The 19,327-nt window shown below is 70.1% G+C and carries 17 protein-coding genes; 10 read left to right on the top strand and 7 right to left on the bottom strand.

Annotation, left to right across the window (positions count from 1 at the left end):
- Position 1 precedes the first annotated feature (1 nt).
- Entirely contained in the window at positions 2 to 775 is a 774-nt protein-coding gene (locus BMZ47_RS16890) for a motility protein A (protein WP_039902939.1), read from the bottom strand.
- Positions 776 to 1,047: 272 nt separating this feature from the next.
- Between BMZ47_RS16890 and BMZ47_RS16885 the strand changes: the two genes are divergently transcribed.
- The 6 genes from BMZ47_RS16885 (at position 1,048) to BMZ47_RS16860 (ending at position 7,458) form a co-directional block, all read left to right on the top strand.
- The gene (locus BMZ47_RS16885) at positions 1,048 to 2,832 is read left to right on the top strand and encodes a glucan ABC transporter ATP-binding protein/ permease (RefSeq protein WP_039902940.1); all 1,785 of its coding nucleotides are present in this window, start codon (positions 1,048 to 1,050) and stop codon (positions 2,830 to 2,832) included.
- Positions 2,833 to 3,070: 238 nt separating this feature from the next.
- Positions 3,071 to 3,787, top strand: a complete 717-nt coding sequence (gene dnaQ / locus BMZ47_RS16880; protein WP_091863511.1) for a DNA polymerase III subunit epsilon — start codon at positions 3,071 to 3,073, stop codon at positions 3,785 to 3,787.
- A gap of 138 nt (positions 3,788 to 3,925) precedes the next feature.
- Entirely contained in the window at positions 3,926 to 5,170 is a 1,245-nt protein-coding gene (locus tag BMZ47_RS16875) for an extracellular catalytic domain type 1 short-chain-length polyhydroxyalkanoate depolymerase (protein WP_425285073.1), read from the top strand.
- Between the two features lie 86 nt (positions 5,171 to 5,256).
- Positions 5,257 to 6,138, top strand: coding sequence for a TIGR01459 family HAD-type hydrolase (locus tag BMZ47_RS16870; protein ID WP_007563413.1), 882 nt, complete (start codon positions 5,257 to 5,259; stop codon positions 6,136 to 6,138).
- Between the two features lie 35 nt (positions 6,139 to 6,173).
- Positions 6,174 to 6,998 (top strand): 2-keto-4-pentenoate hydratase, encoded by an 825-nt coding sequence (locus BMZ47_RS16865; RefSeq protein WP_091863509.1) that lies wholly within the window; start codon positions 6,174 to 6,176, stop codon positions 6,996 to 6,998.
- Positions 6,999 to 7,203: 205 nt separating this feature from the next.
- On the top strand, positions 7,204 to 7,458 hold the full coding sequence (locus BMZ47_RS16860; RefSeq protein ID WP_007563415.1) for a hypothetical protein: 255 nt from the start codon (positions 7,204 to 7,206) through the stop codon (positions 7,456 to 7,458).
- Between the two features lie 10 nt (positions 7,459 to 7,468).
- On the opposite strand, the gene BMZ47_RS16855 is transcribed toward BMZ47_RS16860, so the two are convergent.
- Positions 7,469 to 8,176 (bottom strand): response regulator, encoded by a 708-nt coding sequence (locus BMZ47_RS16855; RefSeq protein ID WP_007563416.1) that lies wholly within the window; start codon positions 8,174 to 8,176, stop codon positions 7,469 to 7,471.
- The gene (locus tag BMZ47_RS16850) at positions 8,173 to 8,832 is read right to left on the bottom strand and encodes a MarR family transcriptional regulator (protein WP_091863606.1); all 660 of its coding nucleotides are present in this window, start codon (positions 8,830 to 8,832) and stop codon (positions 8,173 to 8,175) included. The genes BMZ47_RS16855 and BMZ47_RS16850 overlap by 4 nt, the downstream gene beginning before the upstream one ends.
- A gap of 160 nt (positions 8,833 to 8,992) precedes the next feature.
- Here BMZ47_RS16850 and BMZ47_RS16845 point away from each other — a divergent pair, with 160 nt between their 5' ends.
- Positions 8,993 to 10,357 (top strand): 8-oxoguanine deaminase, encoded by a 1,365-nt coding sequence (locus BMZ47_RS16845; protein ID WP_091863508.1) that lies wholly within the window; start codon positions 8,993 to 8,995, stop codon positions 10,355 to 10,357.
- A 137-nt stretch (positions 10,358 to 10,494) separates the two neighbouring features.
- The gene (locus tag BMZ47_RS28070) at positions 10,495 to 10,674 is read left to right on the top strand and encodes a hypothetical protein (protein WP_139221008.1); all 180 of its coding nucleotides are present in this window, start codon (positions 10,495 to 10,497) and stop codon (positions 10,672 to 10,674) included.
- A gap of 239 nt (positions 10,675 to 10,913) precedes the next feature.
- Here the strand turns inward: BMZ47_RS28070 and BMZ47_RS16840 are convergent, their stop codons facing one another.
- The 3 genes from BMZ47_RS16840 to BMZ47_RS16830 all read right to left on the bottom strand — a co-directional run bounded on the left by BMZ47_RS16840 (position 10,914) and on the right by BMZ47_RS16830 (position 16,523).
- The gene (locus tag BMZ47_RS16840) at positions 10,914 to 12,587 is read right to left on the bottom strand and encodes a formate--tetrahydrofolate ligase (RefSeq protein WP_007563419.1); all 1,674 of its coding nucleotides are present in this window, start codon (positions 12,585 to 12,587) and stop codon (positions 10,914 to 10,916) included.
- A gap of 242 nt (positions 12,588 to 12,829) precedes the next feature.
- The gene (locus BMZ47_RS16835) at positions 12,830 to 14,698 is read right to left on the bottom strand and encodes a tetratricopeptide repeat protein (protein WP_007563420.1); all 1,869 of its coding nucleotides are present in this window, start codon (positions 14,696 to 14,698) and stop codon (positions 12,830 to 12,832) included.
- A 151-nt stretch (positions 14,699 to 14,849) separates the two neighbouring features.
- On the bottom strand, positions 14,850 to 16,523 hold the full coding sequence (locus BMZ47_RS16830) for an electron transfer flavoprotein-ubiquinone oxidoreductase (RefSeq protein WP_007563421.1): 1,674 nt from the start codon (positions 16,521 to 16,523) through the stop codon (positions 14,850 to 14,852).
- 282 nt (positions 16,524 to 16,805) lie between these two features.
- Between BMZ47_RS16830 and BMZ47_RS16825 the strand changes: the two genes are divergently transcribed.
- Positions 16,806 to 17,687, top strand: a complete 882-nt coding sequence (locus tag BMZ47_RS16825; protein ID WP_091863507.1) for a uracil-DNA glycosylase — start codon at positions 16,806 to 16,808, stop codon at positions 17,685 to 17,687.
- Between the two features lie 140 nt (positions 17,688 to 17,827).
- The gene (ypfJ, locus tag BMZ47_RS16820) at positions 17,828 to 18,733 is read left to right on the top strand and encodes a KPN_02809 family neutral zinc metallopeptidase (protein WP_091863506.1); all 906 of its coding nucleotides are present in this window, start codon (positions 17,828 to 17,830) and stop codon (positions 18,731 to 18,733) included.
- A 135-nt stretch (positions 18,734 to 18,868) separates the two neighbouring features.
- Here ypfJ and BMZ47_RS16815 read toward each other — a convergent pair whose 3' ends face one another.
- The gene (locus tag BMZ47_RS16815) at positions 18,869 to 19,129 is read right to left on the bottom strand and encodes a hypothetical protein (RefSeq protein ID WP_007563424.1); all 261 of its coding nucleotides are present in this window, start codon (positions 19,127 to 19,129) and stop codon (positions 18,869 to 18,871) included.
- Positions 19,130 to 19,327 lie beyond the last annotated feature (198 nt).

Below are 19,327 nucleotides of genomic sequence, written 5' to 3'. Positions count from 1 at the left end.
ATCAGGCGGCCGGTTCCAGCAGCGCTTCGCGATGGTTGTGCGGCAGGTAGGCGACCAGCATCTCGCGCACCAGCATCGGGCTCTTCTGGTCGCGGATCATCAGGATGCCGTCGATGATCAGGGAGCGGGAGACGTCCTCCTCCTCCAGCTTGACGTGCAGCTTGTCGGCGAGCGGCAGGGTGATCAGGTTGGCGATCACGGCACCGTACAGGGTGGCGAGCAGGGCGGTCGCCATGGCGGGGCCGAGCTTCGAGGGGTCGGACATGTTGGCGAACATCGCCACCATGCCGAGGATCGTGCCGATCATGCCCCAGGCGGGGGCGCAGTCGCCGTAGGCCCGGTAGACCTTCGAGCCCTCGTCGAGATGCATCAGGAAGTTGTCGCGGTCCCGCTCCATCGTGTCCCGGATGAAGTCCCGGTCGTAGCCGTCGGCGATGTAGCGCGCGCCCTGGGCCAGGAACGGGTCGGAGATTTCCATGTTCTCCAGCGCCATCGGGCCGGACTTGCGGACCACGTCGGCGAGCTTGGTGATCTCCTCGATCAGCTCCTGGGGCTTCACCGAGCGCATCATGAAGGCGAAGCGCAGGCCCATCGGCAGGCCGTGGACGATCACCGAGAAGGGGAAGCGGATCATCGTGGCCGCGGTGGCGCCGCCGAACACCACGACGACCGCGTGCTCCGACGCGTAGGCGCCGAAATGGCCGCCATCGAGCACGATCAGCCCGACCACGACGCCGAGGCCTGAGAGGAGGCCGAGTGCAGTTGCGAGATCCATGCTGCGGCGCCCGGTCCGGAACGTAAAAAAGCTGACCCCGCGGTCGCTTGCGGCCGGGTTATTCACAGCGGTAGGAAATCTTGCTGAACGAACCGTAAAGGCGATGGTCTCGACCCTGTCGAGGGCCGTCATCGCCCGTTCAGGCGGGCCCGGGCATAAGCCGTGTCGTGTGAGGGGTTTGGTGGCGAGGGCGGCTGTGTCCGCCCGCCGCACGGACCTTAAGAATTGGCGCGAGACCCGGACACACGGGCCGCGCCGGGGGTGGTGGAGCGGTGGCGATGGTTCGTCTGTACGGGCGGGTCCTTGGTTTCCTGAAGGCGGAGCGGCGGCTGGCCATCGGTCTGGCCGCCACCAACGTCGTGCTGGCGATCGCGGCGTTTGCCGAGCCGCTGCTCATGGGCCGGATCATCGATCAGCTCACCCACCTGCAGCGCGGCGGCAACGCCATGGGCACGATGCTGCCCCTGCTGGCCGCCTGGGTGGCGTTCGGCTTCTTCACCATCGCGGCGGGCGTGTTCATCGCGCTCCACGCCGACCGGCTGGCCCACCGCAACCGCCTGTCCTCGATGGCGAGCTATTTCGAGCACGTGCTCGACCTGCCGCTGGCATTCCACTCGGCGAACCATTCGGGCCGGGTGCTGAAGGCGATGCTGGAGGGCACCAACGGCATGGCCTGGCTGTGGCTCGGCTTCTTCCGGGACCACCTCGTCGCCCTGGTCTCGCTGGTCGTGCTCCTGCCGATGACCCTGTTCATCAACTGGCAGCTCGGCTCGATCCTGGTCGTCCTGGTGCTCGCCTTCACGGCGCTCACCACCTTCGTGATGCGCCGGACCGAGACGCTCCAGGGCCAGGTCGAGGCGTTCAATTCGGGCCTCGCCGCCCACGCCTCCGACGCGCTGGGCAACGTCGCGGTGATCCAGTCCTTCACCCGCGCCAAGGCCGAGAAGGACGCGATGCGCGGCATCATCACGAACCTGCTCGCCGCGCAGATCCCGGTCCTGTCCTGGTGGGCGCTCGCCAACGTCGCGACCCGCGCCTCGGCGACCATCACCATGACGGCGATCTTCGTCACCGGCATCTGGCTGTATCAGGCTGGCACCACCACGGTGGGCGAGGTCGTGGCCTTCATGAGCCTGGCCACCGCCTTCGTGGCGCGGCTCGACCATGTGGTCGGCTTCGTTAACGGACTGTTCCAGCAGGCGCCCAAGATCGCCGAGTTCTTCGAGATCTACGACACCGTGCCGGCCGTGGCCGACCGCCCGCATGCCCGCCAGGTCGCCCGGTTCGAGGGCGAGGTCACCTTCGACGACGTCGCCTTCTCGTACGATGGCCGGCGCCAGGCGCTCGACGGCGTCTCGTTCTCGGCCCGTCCCGGCGAGACCGTGGCCCTGGTCGGCACCACCGGCTCGGGCAAGTCGACGACGCTCGGCCTCCTGCACCGCAGCTTCGATCCGGCCTCCGGGTCGATCCGGATCGACGACATCGACGTGCGCGACATCGGCCTCTCGTCCCTGCGCCACAACATCGGCGTGGTGTTCCAGGAGCCGATGCTGTTCGCTCGCTCGATCCGCGAGAACCTGCAGGTCGGCCGCCCCGACGCCACCGATGCCGAGATGCTCGACGCTCTGGAGCGGGCCCAGGCCGGTGCGTTCATGGCGCGCCAGCCCGACGGGCTCGACACGGTGATCGGCGAGCGCGGCCGGTCGCTCTCCGGCGGCGAGCGCCAGCGGCTCTCGATCGCCCGGGCGCTGCTGAAGAACCCGCCGATCCTGATCCTCGACGAGGCGACCTCGGCCCTGGACGCGGCCACCGAGCGCAAGCTCCAGGGCGCCCTGGAAGCCGTCATGGAGGGACGCACCACCTTCGTGATCGCCCACCGGCTCGCCACGATCCGCAACGCCGACCGCATCCTGGTCTTCCACGAGGGCCGGATCGTCGAGGCCGGCACGTTCGACGCGCTGGTCGCCCAGAACGGCCGCTTCGCCGAGCTCGCCCGGGCCCAGTTCATGGCGGCCGCGGCCGACGAGGACGAGGGTCGCCTGGCCCTGGCGGCGTGAGGAACGGGCGCCGGTCAGCCGGCGCTCAGCGCATCGTGCCGGATATCCGAACCGGCACGATGCGCTAGCTTTTTGCTTTGCATCGTCTTTTTCCCGAAAGCCGGCAGCTCCCTTTCGGGACGATAGCTCTAGGGAAGTCTCAACCTTTCAGGAGACAGTGTCTTCCGAAGACGCTCACCCGCCCCGGAGCCCCGTCCCCGATCGGGCAAGTGATCCTGACCCTCTGAGTCGCAAAAACATGCTGCGCGAGATCGTCCTCGACACCGAGACCACCGGCACGGAGGCGCGGAACGGCGACCGGCTGATCGAGATCGGCGCGGTCGAGCTGCTCAACCACATCCCCACCGGCCGCACCTTCCACCGCTACTGCAACCCGCAGCGGGCGGTCTCGGAGGGCGCGTTCAACGTCCACGGGCTGTCGGACGCCTTCCTGTCCGACAAGCCGGTCTTCGCCGAGATCGTCGGCGAGCTGCAGGCCTTCCTGGCGGACGGCCGCCTTGTCATCCACAACGCCCCCTTCGACGTCGGCTTCCTCAACATGGAATATGCCCGGCTCGGAGCGAACGCGCCGCCGCCGATCCAGCTGGACGACGTGGTCGACACCCTGCCGATGGCCCGCCGCAAGCATCCGGGCGCGGCCAACAACCTCGACGCCCTGTGCAATCGCTACGGCATCGACACCAGCCGGCGGACCAAGCACGGGGCGCTGCTCGACGCCCAGATCCTGGCCGAGGTCTATGTCGAGCTGCTCGGCGGCAAGCAGACCAGCCTCGGCCTCCTGGATGCCCAGGCCGGACCGCAGGTCCAGGCCGTCGTCCAGGCGGTTCCGGCGGCCCCCCGCCCGTATCGGAGTCGCCTTACGGATGAGGAGCGGGCGAGGCACGACAGCTTCCGCGCGAGCCTCGGCTCGGCGCCGATCTGGGCCGACTATATCGGCGCCGACGACCCGGCCTGACCGGCCTTGCCGCATCGCACATCGGCCTCTATTGCGTCGCACCATATGGCGAGCTTCGCGCCAACCCCCGGCCGCGACACGGACGCTGATGTGACCAAGCGTGCACCCATCATGGATCCCTTCAGCAAGCTGAAGGATATGCAGGACGGCGTCCGCGACAGGAATGTCCGCTCGCCCTTCGCCGACATGATCGAGGTCACCCGCCTCACGAGCCTCGGTCGTCTGGACGAGGCGACCGCCCTGATCCAGCGCAGCCTCGGGGGCTACGCGGCCGCGCCGCCGCCGCCCGACGCGCCAGCCCCCCAGGCCGCGACCCGCCGCGCGGAAGCGCCCCAAGAGGCCCAGCGCGAGGTCCGGCAGAAGATGCCGCGCGCCGAGCCCGCCCGCACGGTGATCGCCGAGCCGGCGGTGCGGGTCCGCAAGGCGGTCGGCAAGGTCGTGCGCGGCCTGGCGCCGGTGCTGAAGGGGCTCGGCCATGCGCGGCGCATCCCCGCGCGGCCGCCGGCCCCCCGGACGCCGGCCGAGAGCCGCTTCGTCGCCCTCAGCCACGTCGAGCCGGCCGGCAGTCGCGACTACAAGCTGTTCATTCCGGGCCAGCCGGCCGAGCCGGCGCCGCTGGTGGTGATGCTGCACGGCTGCACGCAGAACCCGGACGATTTCGCCGCCGGCACCGGCATGAACGCTTTGGCCGAGCGCGCGGGCTTCTTCGTCGCCTACCCGGCCCAGAGCCGGCAGGCCCATGTCCAGCGCTGCTGGAACTGGTACGAGCCGCGCGACCAGCGCCGGGAATCCGGCGAGGCCGCGATCATCGCAGGCATCACCCGGGCCGTAATGGCGGCTCACCCGATCGACCCGACCCGGGTCTATATCGCCGGCATGTCGGCGGGCGGCGCGGCCGCCCTGAACATCGCCCGGGCCTATCCGGATCTCTACGCCGCGGTGGGCGTGCATTCGGGTCTCGCGGCCGGCTGCGCCCGCGATCTCGGCTCGGCCTTGATGGCCATGCAGGTCGGCGCGCCGGGCCTGGGCACCGCGCCGTCCTTCGGCGCAGCGCCTGTCGGCCAGCGCATCCCCACCATCGTGTTCCACGGCGAGGATGACGGCACCGTGAGCGTGCGCAACGCCGATCAGGTGCTGGCCCAGGCCAACGTCGCCGGCCTGACGGCCCGGTCCGAGACCTTCGAGGGCCGCGGCCACCCGTTCACCCGCACCCGCTACCAGGACGAGACCGGTCGGGTCATGGTCGAGGATTGGCGGGTGCGCGGCGCCGGCCATGCCTGGTCCGGTGGCCGCCCAGAAGGCAGCTACACCGATTCCGACGGCCCCGACGCCTCGCGGGCGATGCTCGACTTCTTCGCCGCGCATCGGCTCGGGCCGCAGTAAACGCGCGCGCGTCCGGAGACTTGCAGGGCGCGGCCCTGCACCCGCAAAAGGTCCTAGACCTTTTAAAACCGTGACCGGACCCATCCATGACCGCACCGATCCCGACCCTCGACGGCCTCGCGCAGGTGGCGGAGCGCTATGACCTGCTCCTCTGCGACGTCTGGGGCGTGCTGCATGACGGCCAGAAGGCCCATGTCCCGGCCGGCGAGGCGCTGATCCGGTTCCGCGGCCTGCCGGGCGCGCGGCCGCGCCGGGTGGTCCTGGTCTCGAACGCGCCCCGGCCCGGGGACGGGGTGGGCCGCATCCTCGACCGGTTCGGCGTGCCGCGCGAGGCCTACGACGCGATCCTGACCTCGGGGGACCTCACCCGCGAGCTGATCGCCGGCCGCCCGGGGGCGCGGATCCGGCATCTCGGGCCGGAGCGCGACCTCGGGATCTTCCAGGGCCTCGATCTCAGCCTCGTCCCGGAGGAGGAGGCCGACCTCGTGGTCTGCACCGGCCTGTTCGACGACCGCAGCGAGACCGCCGACGATTACCGCGACGAGCTCATGCGGCTGGCGGCCCGGGGGCTGACGATGATCTGTGCCAATCCCGACCTCGTGGTCGAGAGCGGCAACCGGCTGATCCCCTGCGCGGGCCTGCTCGCGGCGGCCTATGCCGAGCTCGGCGGCGCCGTGATCTATGCCGGCAAGCCGCACCGCCCGGTCTACGAGGCGGCGCTGGCCAAGGGGGCCGAGCTCACGGGCGCGCCGGTGGATCCGGCCCGGGTGATGGCGATCGGCGACGCGATCCGCACCGACATCGCCGGCGCCCGCGGCTTCGGCATCGCCAGCCTGCTGGTGGCCCGCGGCATCCATGCCGAGGAGCTCGGCGTCTCGGCCGAGCACCATCGCCTCGGCGACGTCGCCGAGTGGCTCGGCCGCCAGGCGGTGCATCCGGACGCGGTGATCGAGCGGCTGGTCTGGTAGAGCACCGGCCCCGGCGGCCATGCTACAGAGCGGGGATGAGCGATCCCGTCCCCGCCGCCACCCATGCCCGCACGATCCTGGCGGCGCACGAGCATCGCCGGCAGATCGCGCCCCTGACCGGCTGGGATTCCGGCCTCGACCTCGCGACTGCCTACCGGGTGGCCGAGGAGGTCCGGCGCCTGCGGGCGGCGCGGGGCGAAAAGCCGGTGGGCCGCAAGATCGGCTTCACCAACACGACCCTCTGGGAAACCTACGGCGTCCACGCGCCGATCTGGGGACATGTCTACGACACGACCCTGCACGACCACGCCGCCCTGACCGGCCCGGTCCCGCTCGCCGCCCTGGTCGAGCCGCGGATCGAGCCGGAGATCGTGTTCGGCTTGGCCCGGGTGCCGGAGCCCGGCATGGACGACGCGGCGCTGACCGGTTGCCTCGCCTGGGTCGCCCAGGGCTTCGAGATCGTGCAATCGCTGTTCCCCGGCTGGCGTTTCGCCGCCCCCGACACGGTGGCGGCCTTCGGTCTGCACGGCCTTTTGGTGCTCGGCGAGCGCGTCCGGATCGACCCGGACGCGGCGCGCAGCTGGATCGACGGGCTGGCGGGCTTTTCCGTCGAACTTCTGCGCGACGGTGTGGTCGCCGACCGGGGCAGCGCCGGCAACGTGCTCGGGGGCGGCCCCCTGGCGGCGCTCCGGCATCTCGTCGCTGTGCTGGCTAAGGATTTTGGTAGCCCACCCCTCGCGGCCGGCGAGATCGTCTCGACCGGGACGCTGACCGACGCCCTGCCGGTCGCGCCCGGGCAGGTCTGGACCGCGCATCTGTCCGGCCTGCCGCTGCCCGGCTTCGACCTCAGCCTGGCCTGACCGCACCGGCGCGCGTCTGTCCGGCACAAAGCCGCTGCGCATCCGCACGAAATCCGTCGCGCATGGCGCCGGATGCGGTATGGCGGGATCGGGCGGTCTCGTGCGGCACGGGATTCGCCCTGTGCCGTCCGTCATCGCCTCCGCCCCGGTTCCGCCGCGGCGTCGGGCTTTGGCGATAATTAGCCGACATGCCACATGCTGAGACATGCCTGGACGCGCACGGAGCCGCTACACGACCTACCTGGTGTCCATGACCCCGGAGCGATCCGGCCGTCGCGGCCGGTCGGGTCCCAAACCCGCCCCCGCGGTCTACGCGGTCATGAAGCCCAATGCCGAGGCGGCGATCGAGGCGGTCCGCGCCCTGGCCGAGGGGCCCATGGTGGTCGCTGTCGTGGGCAGCCTCTCCACCCGGGTCTCCAAGGGGCTGAAGCTGAAGCCCGGCGAGCCGCGTCTCGTCTGACGAGCCGGCCTCAATCCACCGCGAGCCGGTAGCCGACGCCCCGCACCGTCTGCAGGAAGACCGGGTTGGCGGGGTCGACCTCGGTCTTGCGGCGCAGGCGGTTGATCTGCACGTCGACCGTGCGCTCCGCGGCGGCGCCCCCGGGGCCGGCGAGCTGCTCCCGCTCGACATTGGCGCCGCCGGCCGCGGCCAGGATGGTCAGGATCTCGCGCTCCCGCTCGGTGATGCGGATCAGCGCGTCGTCCCGGCGCAATTCGCCCCGGTCGATGCGGAACGCGAACGGCCCGAAGGTCACGGCCTCGGCCGCCGCCTCGCGCGGGCCGACGCTGCGCTTGATGATGTTGTTGAGCCGCAGGGTCAGCTCCCGGGGCTCGAACGGCTTGGGCAGGTAATCGTCGGCGCCGATCTCCAGGCCCATCACCCTGTCGTTCGGGTTGGAGCGGGCGGTGAGCATCAGGATCGGCACCCGGGAGGTCTCGCGGACGCTGCGGGCGTAGTCGAAGCCGTTCTCGCCGGGCATCATCACGTCGAGCACCATCGCGTCGAACACGACGCTCTGGGCCCGGGCCCGGGCCTCGGCGGCGCTGGCCGCCACGGTGACGCGAAACCCCTGGTCGGTCAGGTAGCGGGCGAGCAATTCGCGCAGGCGCCGGTCGTCGTCGACCACGAGGACGTGCGGCGCCGTGTCGGGCAGGTCGGCCCGGGGGGCGGCCGTCACGCGTCGCCACCCGCGCTGGATCCGCGCCGGGCCATCAGGCGCCGCACCGCCGCGCGATCCTCCGGCTCGATCATCGCCATCAGGAAATCCTCCGGGGAGCCGAGCGCGTCCGGGGCGGCGAGCGCCCGGGCGAGGCGCCGGGCCTGGACCCGGGTGAGGTCCGCGGCCAGCTCCGCACCGGACGGCGTGCAATACAGCAGGCGCTGGCGCCGGTCGCTCGGGCCGGTCTTCTGCGCGACGTAGCCCTGGCCGATCAGGTCCTTCAGCACCCGGTTGAGGCTCTGCTTGGTGATCCGCAGGATGTCGAGCAATTCCGCGATGGTCAGACCCGGATAGCGGTCGACGAAATGCAGCACCCGGTGATGCGCCCGGCCGAAGCCGTAGGCGGCCAGGATCCGGTCGGGATCGCCGACGAAATCCCGGTAGGCGAAGAACAGGAGCTCGATCAGGTCGTCGCTGCCGAGGCCATGCGCCGGAGCCGCCGCGACGCCGTCGGCCCGGCGGGGTACGGGGCTCGGCGTGACAGGACTCGCCGTGACAGGACTTGGCGTGGCGGGACCGGGCGCGGCAGAGAGCCCGGAGACGCCGAGGCCGTCGCGCTGTGCCGATGAGGTCACGGGGGGCAGGCCGTCACGTGGGGACCGTCCGGATGGCAAGAAGGTCAGTCCCGCTGACATGTCTCAGCGCCGCCCGGGAGCGTCAAGCCCGAGGACGCCCGCGCGCGAGACAGCCATGCCGGACCGATCCGGGGCTTGCCGGCCGCCGCTCCGGGTCCGATACCGGACCGGGCCGATACCGGGACCCGAGGGGAACAGCATGAGCGACGCCGACGCACGGGCCCGCCGGGTCTGGATCCGCGATCCGCTGGCCATCCTGGCGGAGGGGGCCGGGGGCGGCATCGTGGTTGCGGGCAGCCGGATCGTCGAGCGCGTCGCCGTCGGAGCCCAGCCGACCGCCCCGGTGGACGAGACCTTCGACGCCTCGCGCCACGTGGTCATCCCGGGCCTCATCAACACCCATCACCACGCGTTCCAGACCCTGACGCGGGCGCACCCGATCGCGATCAACAAGCCGCTGTTTCCCTGGCTGAAGGCGCTCTACACGGTCTGGGGCCGGATCACCCCGGAGGCGTTCCGGCTCGCCACCCGGGTGGCCTATACCGAGCTGCTGCTATCGGGCTGCACCACGGCGGGCGACCACCATTACCTGTTCCCGAAGGGGCTGGAGCAGTCGGTCGACATCCAGGTCGAGGAGGCGCGCGGCCTCGGGATCCGCGCCGCCATCACCCGCGGCTCGATGAGCCTGTCCGATCGCGAGGGCGGCCTGCCCCCCGAGACGCTGACGCAGGACGACGACACGATCCTGGCCGATTGTGAGCGGGTGCTGAACCTGTTCCACGACTCGGCCCCCGGGGCGATGGTGCAGGTCGGGCTGGCGCCCTGCTCGCCCTTCGCGGTGACGAAGCGGCTGATGCGCGAGAGCGCGGACCTCGCCGCCCGGCACGGCTGCCGCCTGCACACCCATCTCGGCGAGACGCTGGACGAGGACGAGTTCTGCCTGTCGATGTTCGGCTGCCGTCCGGTGGATTACCTCGAGGAGGTCGGCTGGATGAGCGAGCGGGTCTGGCTCGCCCACGGCATCCATTTCAACGATGCCGAGGTCGCCCGGCTCGGCAAGGCCGGGGTCGGCGTCTGCCATTGCCCGACCTCGAACATGACCCTGGCGTCCGGCCATTGCCGCACCTGCGAGCTGGAGGCGGCGGGCTCGCCCGTCGGCCTCGGCGTCGACGGGTCGGCCTCGAACGACAGCTCGAACCTGATGGAGGGGGTGCGCCACGCGCTGATGCTGAACCGGCTCACCTACGGAGCCGAGACCGTGACCCATCTCGATGCGCTCCGCTGGGCCACCGAGGGCTCGGCCGCCTGCCTGGGCCGCTCCGATATCGGCCGGATCGAGCCGGGCCGCGAGGCCGACCTCGCCCTGTTCACCCTGGACGAGCTGCGCTTCTCCGGCGCCCACGATCCGCTGGCCGCCCTGGTCCTGTGCGGCGCGACCCGGGCCGACCGGGTGATGGTGGCGGGTCAATGGCGGGTGATCGACGGCCAGCCGTTCGGTGTCGATGCGGTCCGCCTGCGGGAGGACCATTCGCGGCTGGCGAAGGCGTTGTTCGGAGCGGGGTGAGGCTCGAAGGATCCGGATTCAAAAGGTCCGGGACCTTTTGCGGGTGCAGGGTGGAACCCTGCCCGGTCTCGGTGAGACTTGAAGGTGAAGTTCGTAGGCGTTGCTACGAAGCTGCGCCGAGGTTGGGGAGGCCGCCCATGACGATCGCCACTCGGTCCAGCGGAGAACCCGAACACGATACCGACCACGCCGAGAAGGCTGCGGCCGAGGGACCAAACTTCATCACCCAAACCCTGGGCCAACCGGCAGGCTTCGAAGACGTGGCGGTGGAGTTTCCCCCCACGCGCGACCTCGCTCAAGGCGCTGATCTCGACTGATGTTTCTGCTCGTCGCGAGACCTCGTGAGGGCCTTCTCAGTAAACCGAGCCAGCTCAGCTGAAAAAGTGTGATTTGAAGCGGTAACCCAGTCCTTCTGCCTGGAAGGGGCTACCGGATTCACACCTCGCCGAATGAGGCTCGGGTCCCCTCTCCCGTGCGGGAGAGGGGGCGCGTCGCGCCTACACGAACCGATGTGTGAACATCGTAGCCCGCAGAAAGGCGGCCCGAGCGCTCCGGCTCAAAACAACCCGTCGATTTGCCCGTCGGCATCCAGGCGGATCGTGTCGGCGGCCGGGACCCGGGGCAGGCCCGGCATGGTCATGATCTCCCCGCAGATCGCCACCACGAAGCCCGCGCCCGCCGAGAGGCGGACGTCGCGCACGCCGACGATGTGGCCCTCGGGGGCGCCCATCAGGCTCGGGTCGGTGGAGAACGAGTACTGGGTCTTGGCCATGCAGATCGGCAGGTGGCCGTAGCCGTCCTTCTCGAAGGTGGCGAGCTTGCCCGCGGCCTTGGTCTCGATCTGGATGTCGGCGGCGCCGTACAGCTTGGTGGCGATCGCCCGGATCTTGTCGGTGAGCGGCGCCTCGGTCTCGTAGGCGTAGCGGATCGGGGCGGGCTCGGCGGCGGCGAGCTGCACCACGGCCCGGGCGAGATCCTCGGCGCCGGCGCCGCCCTCGGCCCAGTGGCGGCAGGTGATCGCCTCGACGTCCAGCCGCTCGCGGCACAGCTCCTTGAGCCGGGCATGCTCGGCATCGGTGTCGGCGTAGAAGTGGTTGACCGCCACCACCACGGGCAGGCCGAAGCCGCGCAGGTTGGTCACGTGGCGGGCGAGGTTGGCGAACCCCTTCTCCAGGGCGCCGATATTCTCGCCGCCGAGGCTCTTCTTGTCGACGCCGCCATGCATCTTGAGGGCGCGGATCGTGGCCACCACCACGACCGCCGAGGGCGTCAGGCCGGCCTGCCGGCACTTGATGTCCAGGAACTTCTCCGCGCCGAGATCGGCGCCGAACCCGGCCTCGGTCACGGTGTAGTCGGCGAGCCGCAGGCCGGCCCGGGTCGCGATCACCGAGTTGCAGCCATGGGCGATGTTGGCGAAGGGGCCGCCATGGATCAGGGCCGGGTTGCCCTCCAGCGTCTGCACCAGGTTCGGCTGCAGGGCGTCCTTGAGCAGCACCGTCATGGCGCCGGTGGCCTTCACGTCCTTGAGCGTGACGAGCTTGCGGTCGCGGGTCTCGGCGATGACGATCCGGCCGAGGCGCTCCTCAAGGTCGGCGAGGTCCTTGGCGAGGCAGAACACCGCCATCACCTCGGAGGCGACGGTGATGTCGAACCCGTCCTCCCGGGGGAAGCCGTTGGCGACGCCGCCGAGCGACTGGGTGATCTGGCGCAGGGCCCGGTCGTTCATGTCGACGACGCGGCGCCAATGGATGCGGCGCACGTCGATGTTGAGCTCGTTGGCCCAGTAGACATGGTTGTCGATCAGCGCGGCCGCGAGGCTGTGGGCCGAGGTGATGGCGTGGAAATCGCCGGTGAAGTGCAGGTTGATCTGCTCCATCGGCACGACCTGCGCCTTGCCGCCGCCGGCCGCCCCGCCCTTCATGCCGAAGCAGGGGCCGAGCGAGGGCTCGCGCAGGCAGATCATGGTCTTCTCGCCGATGCGGTTCAGCGCGTCGCCGAGGCCCACCGTGGTGGTGGTCTTGCCCTCGCCCGCCGGGGTCGGCGAGATCGCCGTCACCAGCACGAGCTTGCCGGGCGCCTTGCCCTCGAGCCCGGCGATGTAGCCGTGGTCGAGCTTGGCGATGTGCTTGCCGTAATTGTGCAGCGCCGCATCCGGGATGCCGAGCTTCTCGGCGACCTGCGCGATCGGCTTGAGCGTCGCCGCGCGGGCGATCTCGATATCTGAGGGCATGGGCGTTCCTCCCTGGCTCCGCGGGCACGGCGCCCGCCCACCCGTCGACTGTTATCGTACGGGGATCTTGCCTCACGATGACGTGTCGCGCCGGTCTCGCACGGGCGCGGACGCACGGCGAGGCCGCCCCGCGAGCAGCGGCAGCACTGTGCGTCAAACCGGACGGAAATGCCCGTCGATTTTTATGAGCCGGCCGACAAATTACTCTTGCCGCGCCGGAGAGGATGCGGCCCGGAGGGGTTTCAGCCCCCGGACTTCTTGGCCTTGTCGGCGGCGCCCGGCGCCTCGTGCGGCTGCGGCGCGCCCTTGGGCAGTTCCGGGTTCTCGGCGTTGTGCGGCACGGCGACCGGAGCCGGTGTGGTCTCGGCGGTCGCGGTCGGCTTCTCGGTGTCGGGCAGGCCGTCCTTGAGCTTCTCGTTGATCTGCGCGAGGTCGTCCGGCTCGGGGTTCAGGTCCTTGGCGTGCTGCCACTGGAACTTGCCCTCGAGGCGCCGGCCGGCCCGCCAATAGGCGTCGCCGAGGTGGTCGTTGATGGTCGGGTCGCCGGGCTTCAGCTCGACCGCCTTCTCCAGCTCGCGCACCGCGTCGTCCCAGCGGCCGAGGCGGTAATAGGCCCAGCCCAAGCTGTCGACGATCATGCCGTCCCGGGGGCTGGCATCGGCGGCCTGCTGCAGCAGCTTGAACGCCTCGTCGATGTTGATCTTCTGGTCGACCCAGGAATAGCCGAGGTAGTTCATCACCTGCGCCTTGGCGGCCGGCTGGCTCGCCGGCACCAGGGACAGGGCCTTCTTCAGGTCGGCCTCAGCCTTGGGCCATTGCTTGGCGCGCTCGTAGGCGGTGCCGCGGAAGTAGAAGGTCGTCCAGTAATTCGACAGCGGCCGGTCGCCGATCAGCGCGATGGCGCGGGAATAGGTGGCGGCCGCCTCCTCGTACTTCTTGCGCGCCCGCTGGACGTTCCCCAGCGCGGTGATCACGTCGATGTCGTCGGGATGCGCCTTCATGGCGGCGTCGAGATGGGCGAGCGCCTCGTCGCCCTTGCCCATCTGCTCGAGGTTGAGGCCGATCTGGATGTCGGCGTTGAGCTTGAGCGGCGAGGTCGCGGGGATCTGCGCGTAGGCCTCGTTGGCCCGCTCGGTCTGCTTCATCCGGTCGAGGGTGTCGGCGAGCGTCAGCCGGGCGAGGGCGTGGTCCGGGGCGAGGTAGAGCGCCAGCCGCAGGTAGATCACCGCGGGCAGCTCGTCGCCCTGCGTCGAGCCCGCCGAGCCGAGCCCGTAGAGCACCTCGGCGGCGCCCTCCTGGGCGGTGCCGATCAGCCGGGTCAGGGGCTTGCCGTCCTTCAGCTTGTCCAGGGCGTCGCGCACCAGCGGGTGGCGCGGCGAGAGCTGGTCGAAGTCGGAATAGGCCTGGATCGCCAGGTCGGTGCGGCCGAGGCTGGCCTCGAGCCGGGCATAGGCGTCGACGATGCGTAGGGTGTTGCGGTCGGCCTCGTAGGCGGCCTTGAGGCGGCGCTCGGCCTCGGCGTTGTCGCCGATCACCGAGGCGATCAGGCCGGCATGGTAGTCGCGGAAGGTGTTGTAGTAGCGCTCGCCCCGGAGCTTGTTGACCGTCTCCAGCGCCTTCTTGCCGTCGCCCGCGCCGGCATAGGACCAGGCGGTCAGCAGGGTCGCGGTCAGGTCGGTGGCCGCACCGCGGCCGCTGCGGGAAAAATTCTGGCGGGCGGCGGCCCACTGGCCGGCCTTGATCTGGCGCACCCCGAGGGAGAGGTTGGCGAGCCCGTTGGTGGGATCGCGCGCGATCAGCTTCTCGGCGGCCCGGAACGCATCCGGCAGGGCGCCGTCGGCCAAGAGCGAGATGAAGGCGCGCTCGACCAGCTCGGCATTGCGCGGATCGGCCTTGACCGCCTCCCGGTAGAAGGTCGCCGCCGCCGCCGTGTCCCGGGACGCGCCCGCGATGTAGGCGGACAGGAAGTTGCCCTCCAGGGATTCCGCGGGCTCGTAATCCAGCACCGGGCTCGATTCCCGCGGCTGTGCGGCGAGCACGGTCTGCGGCAGACCGGCGGCGAGCAGCAGGGCGAGCGCCGAGACGCTCCGGCGGGCGCGTGTTGTCATCATGAACCGGTCGCGGCTCCTGGGCGCCGGCCAGCCAAGGGGCCGGGCGCGAGAATGGCGGGTTATCCCCGTGAAAAACGCCGGGGACACTGAACCCATCCCGCCAGCCCCGCAAGGCGAAAGGATGGCGCCGCGCCCTCCCGGCCCGACGCCCTCACATATTCGGATAGTTCGGCCCGCCCGGCCCCTCCGGGGTCACCCAATCGATGTTTTGGTTCGGGTCCTTGATATCGCAGGTCTTGCAGTGGACGCAGTTCTGCGCGTTGATCTGGTAGCGCACGCCGTCGCTGGCGGCGGCATCCTCCACCCATTCGTAGACACCGGCCGGGCAGTAGCGGGCCGAGGGGCCGCCGTAGACGTCGTGCTCGGAGCGCTTCTGGAGCTCCATGTCGCGGACCTTGAGGTGCGGCGGCTGGTCCTCCTCGTGGTTGGTGTTCGAGAGATAGACCGAGGAGAGCCGGTCGAAGGTCAGCTTGCCGTCGGGCTTCGGGTAGGTGATCGGCGTCACCTCCGAGAGCGGCTTGAGGCAGGCATGGTCCGGCTTGCCGTGCTTGAGCGTGCCGAACGGCGAGGCGCCGAGCAGGCTGGTGGCCCACATGTCGACCCCGCCGAGGCCGACGCCCACCAGGGTGCCGTAGCGCGACCAGAGCGGCTTGACGTTGCGCACGGCCTTGAGGTCCTGCCCGATCGGGCTGTCGCGCCAGCCGGCCTCGTAGGCGGTGAGCTCGTCGCCGGCTCGGCCGGCCTTCAGGGCGTCCGCGATGGCGTCGGCCGCCTGCATCCCGGACAGGATCGCGTTGTGCGAGCCCTTGATCCGCGGCACGTTGACGAAGCCGGCCGAGCAGCCGACCAGGCAGCCGCCCGGGAAGACCAGTTTCGGCACCGATTGCCAGCCGCCCTCCATGATGGCGCGCGCCCCGTAGCCGATCCGCTTGGCGCCCACGAAGGTCTCGGCGATCATCGGGTGGGTCTTGAAGCGCTGGAACTCCTCGAACGGCGACAGGGTCGGGTTCTCGTAGTTCAGGTGCGTGACGAAGCCGACCGAGAGCAGGTTGTCGTCGAAATGGTAGAGCCAGGAGCCGCCGCCGGCCTTGTTGGGCAGGGGCCAGCCCATCGTGTGGCGCACCAGCCCCGGCTCGAAGGTGGAATCCGGCAGCTGCCAGAGCTCCTTCACGCCGAGCCCGTATTTCTGGTGGTCGCTGTGTCGGTTGAGGGCAAAGCGCTGGACCAGCCCCTTGGTCAGGTTGCCCCGGGCGCCCTCGCCGAACACCGTGTACTTGCCGCGCAGCTCCATGCCGCGGGTGTAGTCGTCGCGCGGCTCGCCCGACCTGCCGATCCCGAGATCACCCGTGGCGATGCCCGCCACCGCGCCGGACTCGTCGAACAGCACCTCGGAGGCCGGGAAGCCCGGATAGATCTCGACGCCGAGCGCCTCGGCCTGGACGCCCAGATACTTGCAGGTGTTCGACAGCGAGCCGACGAAATTGCCGTGGTTCGACATGAGCTTGGGGAAGAACACGTTCGGCAGGGTGATGCCGCTGTTCTTGGTGAGCATCATGAACTCGTCGCGCTGGACCTCGGTCTTCAGCGGCCGCTCCGGATCGGTGCGCCAGTCCGGCAGCAGCCGGTCGAGGCCGATCGGGTCGATCACCGCGCCCGACAGGATGTGGGCGCCGACCTCCGAGCCCTTCTCGACCACGACGACGGAGATCTCCTCGCCGATCTCGGCGGCGCGCTGCTTCAGGCGGATCGCGGTGGCGAGCCCGGCCGGGCCGGCGCCGACCACGACCACGTCGAAATCCATGCTTTCGCGTTCGGGCAGCGCCATCGTCGAGCCTCCTGTTTTCTTGTCGATTGGCCCGATCCGTTGCCGGATCGGCATTGCGTGCTGCCGTCTCAAGCGATTCCAGACTGGAAAGGCAAGCTGCCGGAGCCCGGACTTGAGCGAAAGCTCTCCTATGCCGCATGGGTGGGGAATGCGGACGGGTTCGGGGCGACTCAGCGGTAACGGGCATGCGCGGCACGGCGGACGGGGCCGCGCCGTTCGGTCACGCAAGTCCTTGCCGTCGAGCGGGTTTCAAGAGTTGTCCACAGGCATCGAGCGCCCCACATGCTGATCAGCATGCCGAGCCCCAACGACGCGCAAGCCGACCTCATCGCCTATCTCGACTTCCACGTGGAGGCCGGCGCCGACGCGGCCCTCGACGAGCAGCCGCATGACCGGTTCGGCGAGGCCGACATGCCGGCCCCGACCCTGCGGGCGCCCCGGCGCCAAGCCGCAGCGCCCCGGCCCGTTGCCCAGTCCAACTCGCTCGTGCCGCCCCCGGGCTCGCCGCCGCCGGCAGCCCCGGCCCGGACCTTCGGGCGCGCGGCGAGCGCGCAGCCGGACGAGGCGGCGAGTGATGCGCGAGCCCGGGCGCGCGAGGCCAAGAGCCTCGCCGAGCTGGAAAAGATCCTGGCGGATTTCGACGCCTGCCCGCTGCGCTTCACCGCCAAGAACCTGGTCTTCGCCGACGGCAACCCCGAGGCCCGGGTGATGTTCTTGGGCGAGGCGCCGGGGGCCGACGAGGACCGGATCGGCAAGCCGTTCATGGGCCGGTCGGGCCAGCTCCTCGACAAGATGATGGCGGCGATCGGCCTCGACCGGACCAGCGCCTATATCGGCAACATCGTGCCCTGGCGGCCTCCGGGCAACCGCAACCCGACCCCCCAGGAGGTGGCGGTGTGCCGACCCTTCGTGGAGCGCCAGATCGAGCTGGTCGACCCGGAGGTGATCGTCTGCCTCGGTGCGCCGGCGACCCAGACCCTGACCGGCACCAAGGACGGCATCCTGCGCACCCGCGGCCGGCTGTTCCCCTACAAGCTGCCGACCCGTGAGGCGAAGCTGCTCGCCACGCTCCACCCGGCCTTCCTGCTGCGCCAGCCGGTGCAGAAGCGCCTGGCCTGGCGGGATTTCCGGGCCCTGCGCGCCTTGCTCGACGGAAAAGCTTGACCATGGGCGCGGAACCGGGCGTTCCCTCCCGTCATTAGAGCTTCGTCCCGAACGGTGTCTGCCGGCTTTCGGACATAGGCGATGCACAGGTAGGAACCGTGCCCTGCCGGAATCGGTGGGCGCGGCATCAGGACGGGACCATGCGCTGGGACGATCTACGCAGCTCCGACAACGTCGAAGACCGCCGCGGCGAGGGTGGCGGCGGTGGCATGGGCTTCCCGGGCGGCGGCGCCGGCGGCCTCGGGATCGGCACCATCGTGGTGCTGATGATCATCGGCTACTTCACCGGCATCAACCCGGCGATCCTGATCGGGGGCGCGCAGCAGATCGGCGGCCGCGGCCATCAGGAACAGCAGGCCGACCCGCAGACGCAGGCCAGGCGTCGCCAGGCGCCCACGGATGAGAGCGGCCGGTTCGCCTCGAAGATCCTGGGCAACACCGAGGACGTGTGGAGCCAGATCCTGCCGCAGCAGACCGGCAAGCAATACACCCCGACGACCCTGGTGCTCTACACCGGCGGCACCCGCTCGGGCTGCGGCTCGGCCCAGGCCGCCATGGGGCCGTTCTACTGCCCGCTCGACAAGAAAGTTTATCTCGACACCGGCTTCTTCAAGGAGATGGCGACCAAGTTCGGCGTGAAGGGTGACTTCGCCTACGCCTACGTCATCGCCCACGAGGTCGGCCACCACGTCCAGGACGTGCTCGGGATCCTCGGCAAGGTCCAGGCCCGCCAGCAGCAGGCCTCCAGCAAGGCCGAGGCGAACGCCCTGTCGGTGCGGATCGAGCTGATGGCCGATTGCCTCGCCGGCGTCTGGGCCAAGAATTCCAACGACAAGTACGCCGAGCTCGAGCAGGGCGATATCGACGAGGCCCTGAACGCGGCCGCCCAGATCGGCGACGATTCGCTGCAGAAGCGCTCGCAGGGCTACGTGGTGCCGGATTCCTTCACCCACGGCTCCTCGGCGCAGCGCCAGCGCTGGTTCACCGCCGGCTTCAAGAGCGGCCAGACCAAGGCCTGCGACACGTTCCGGACGGCGAACAACTGAGACGGAACCGGCCGGTGGTCCATCCGTCATTGCGAGCGTAGCGAAGCAACCTAGGGATCCGCGATGATCTGAGGGCCCGCGCTACACTGGGTTGCTTGGCTACGCTCGCAATGACGCTGCGAGCTGAACAGTCCCTCAGCGCTCGCTCAGCCGCTTCGCGTTGGCCTGGACCTTCCGGCGGTAGCTGCGGATCACCTTGCTGTTGGAGGCTCCGGAGGCGACCATCAGGGCCGCTTCGCTCGCCGCCATGATCTTCTCCGTGACCATGCGCTGCGCCTCGAGCTGCGCGGCCGGGCCGCCCACCGCGAACATCGCCATGCGCTGGGCGATCACCCCCTGCGCTTCCAGCCCCAGCATGGCCATGTCCAGGCTCGTCTTCCACCAACCGAACAGCATCGTGTTCCTCGTCTCAAGGGCCGCGGCCCGAAAGGTGTTTGCCGGCTTCTAGGGAAGGATGATGCCCAACCGAAGGCGTCGCACCGGGCAACGGCCCAGCCGGCGCTCAGCTCCCGATACCGGAGCTGCGTTGCATGAAGCAGCCGAAAGCCCGCGATCCCGGCTCCGTCTTTGCGCCGTCTCGATCCATGCCGTAAG

Origin of the sequence: Methylobacterium brachiatum, from assembly GCF_900113845.1 — a bacterium.
Lineage (GTDB): Bacteria > Pseudomonadota > Alphaproteobacteria > Rhizobiales > Beijerinckiaceae > Methylobacterium > Methylobacterium brachiatum.
Note: the sequence above shows the minus strand (reverse complement) of the source record. Positions and strands in the feature narration are given on the sequence as shown.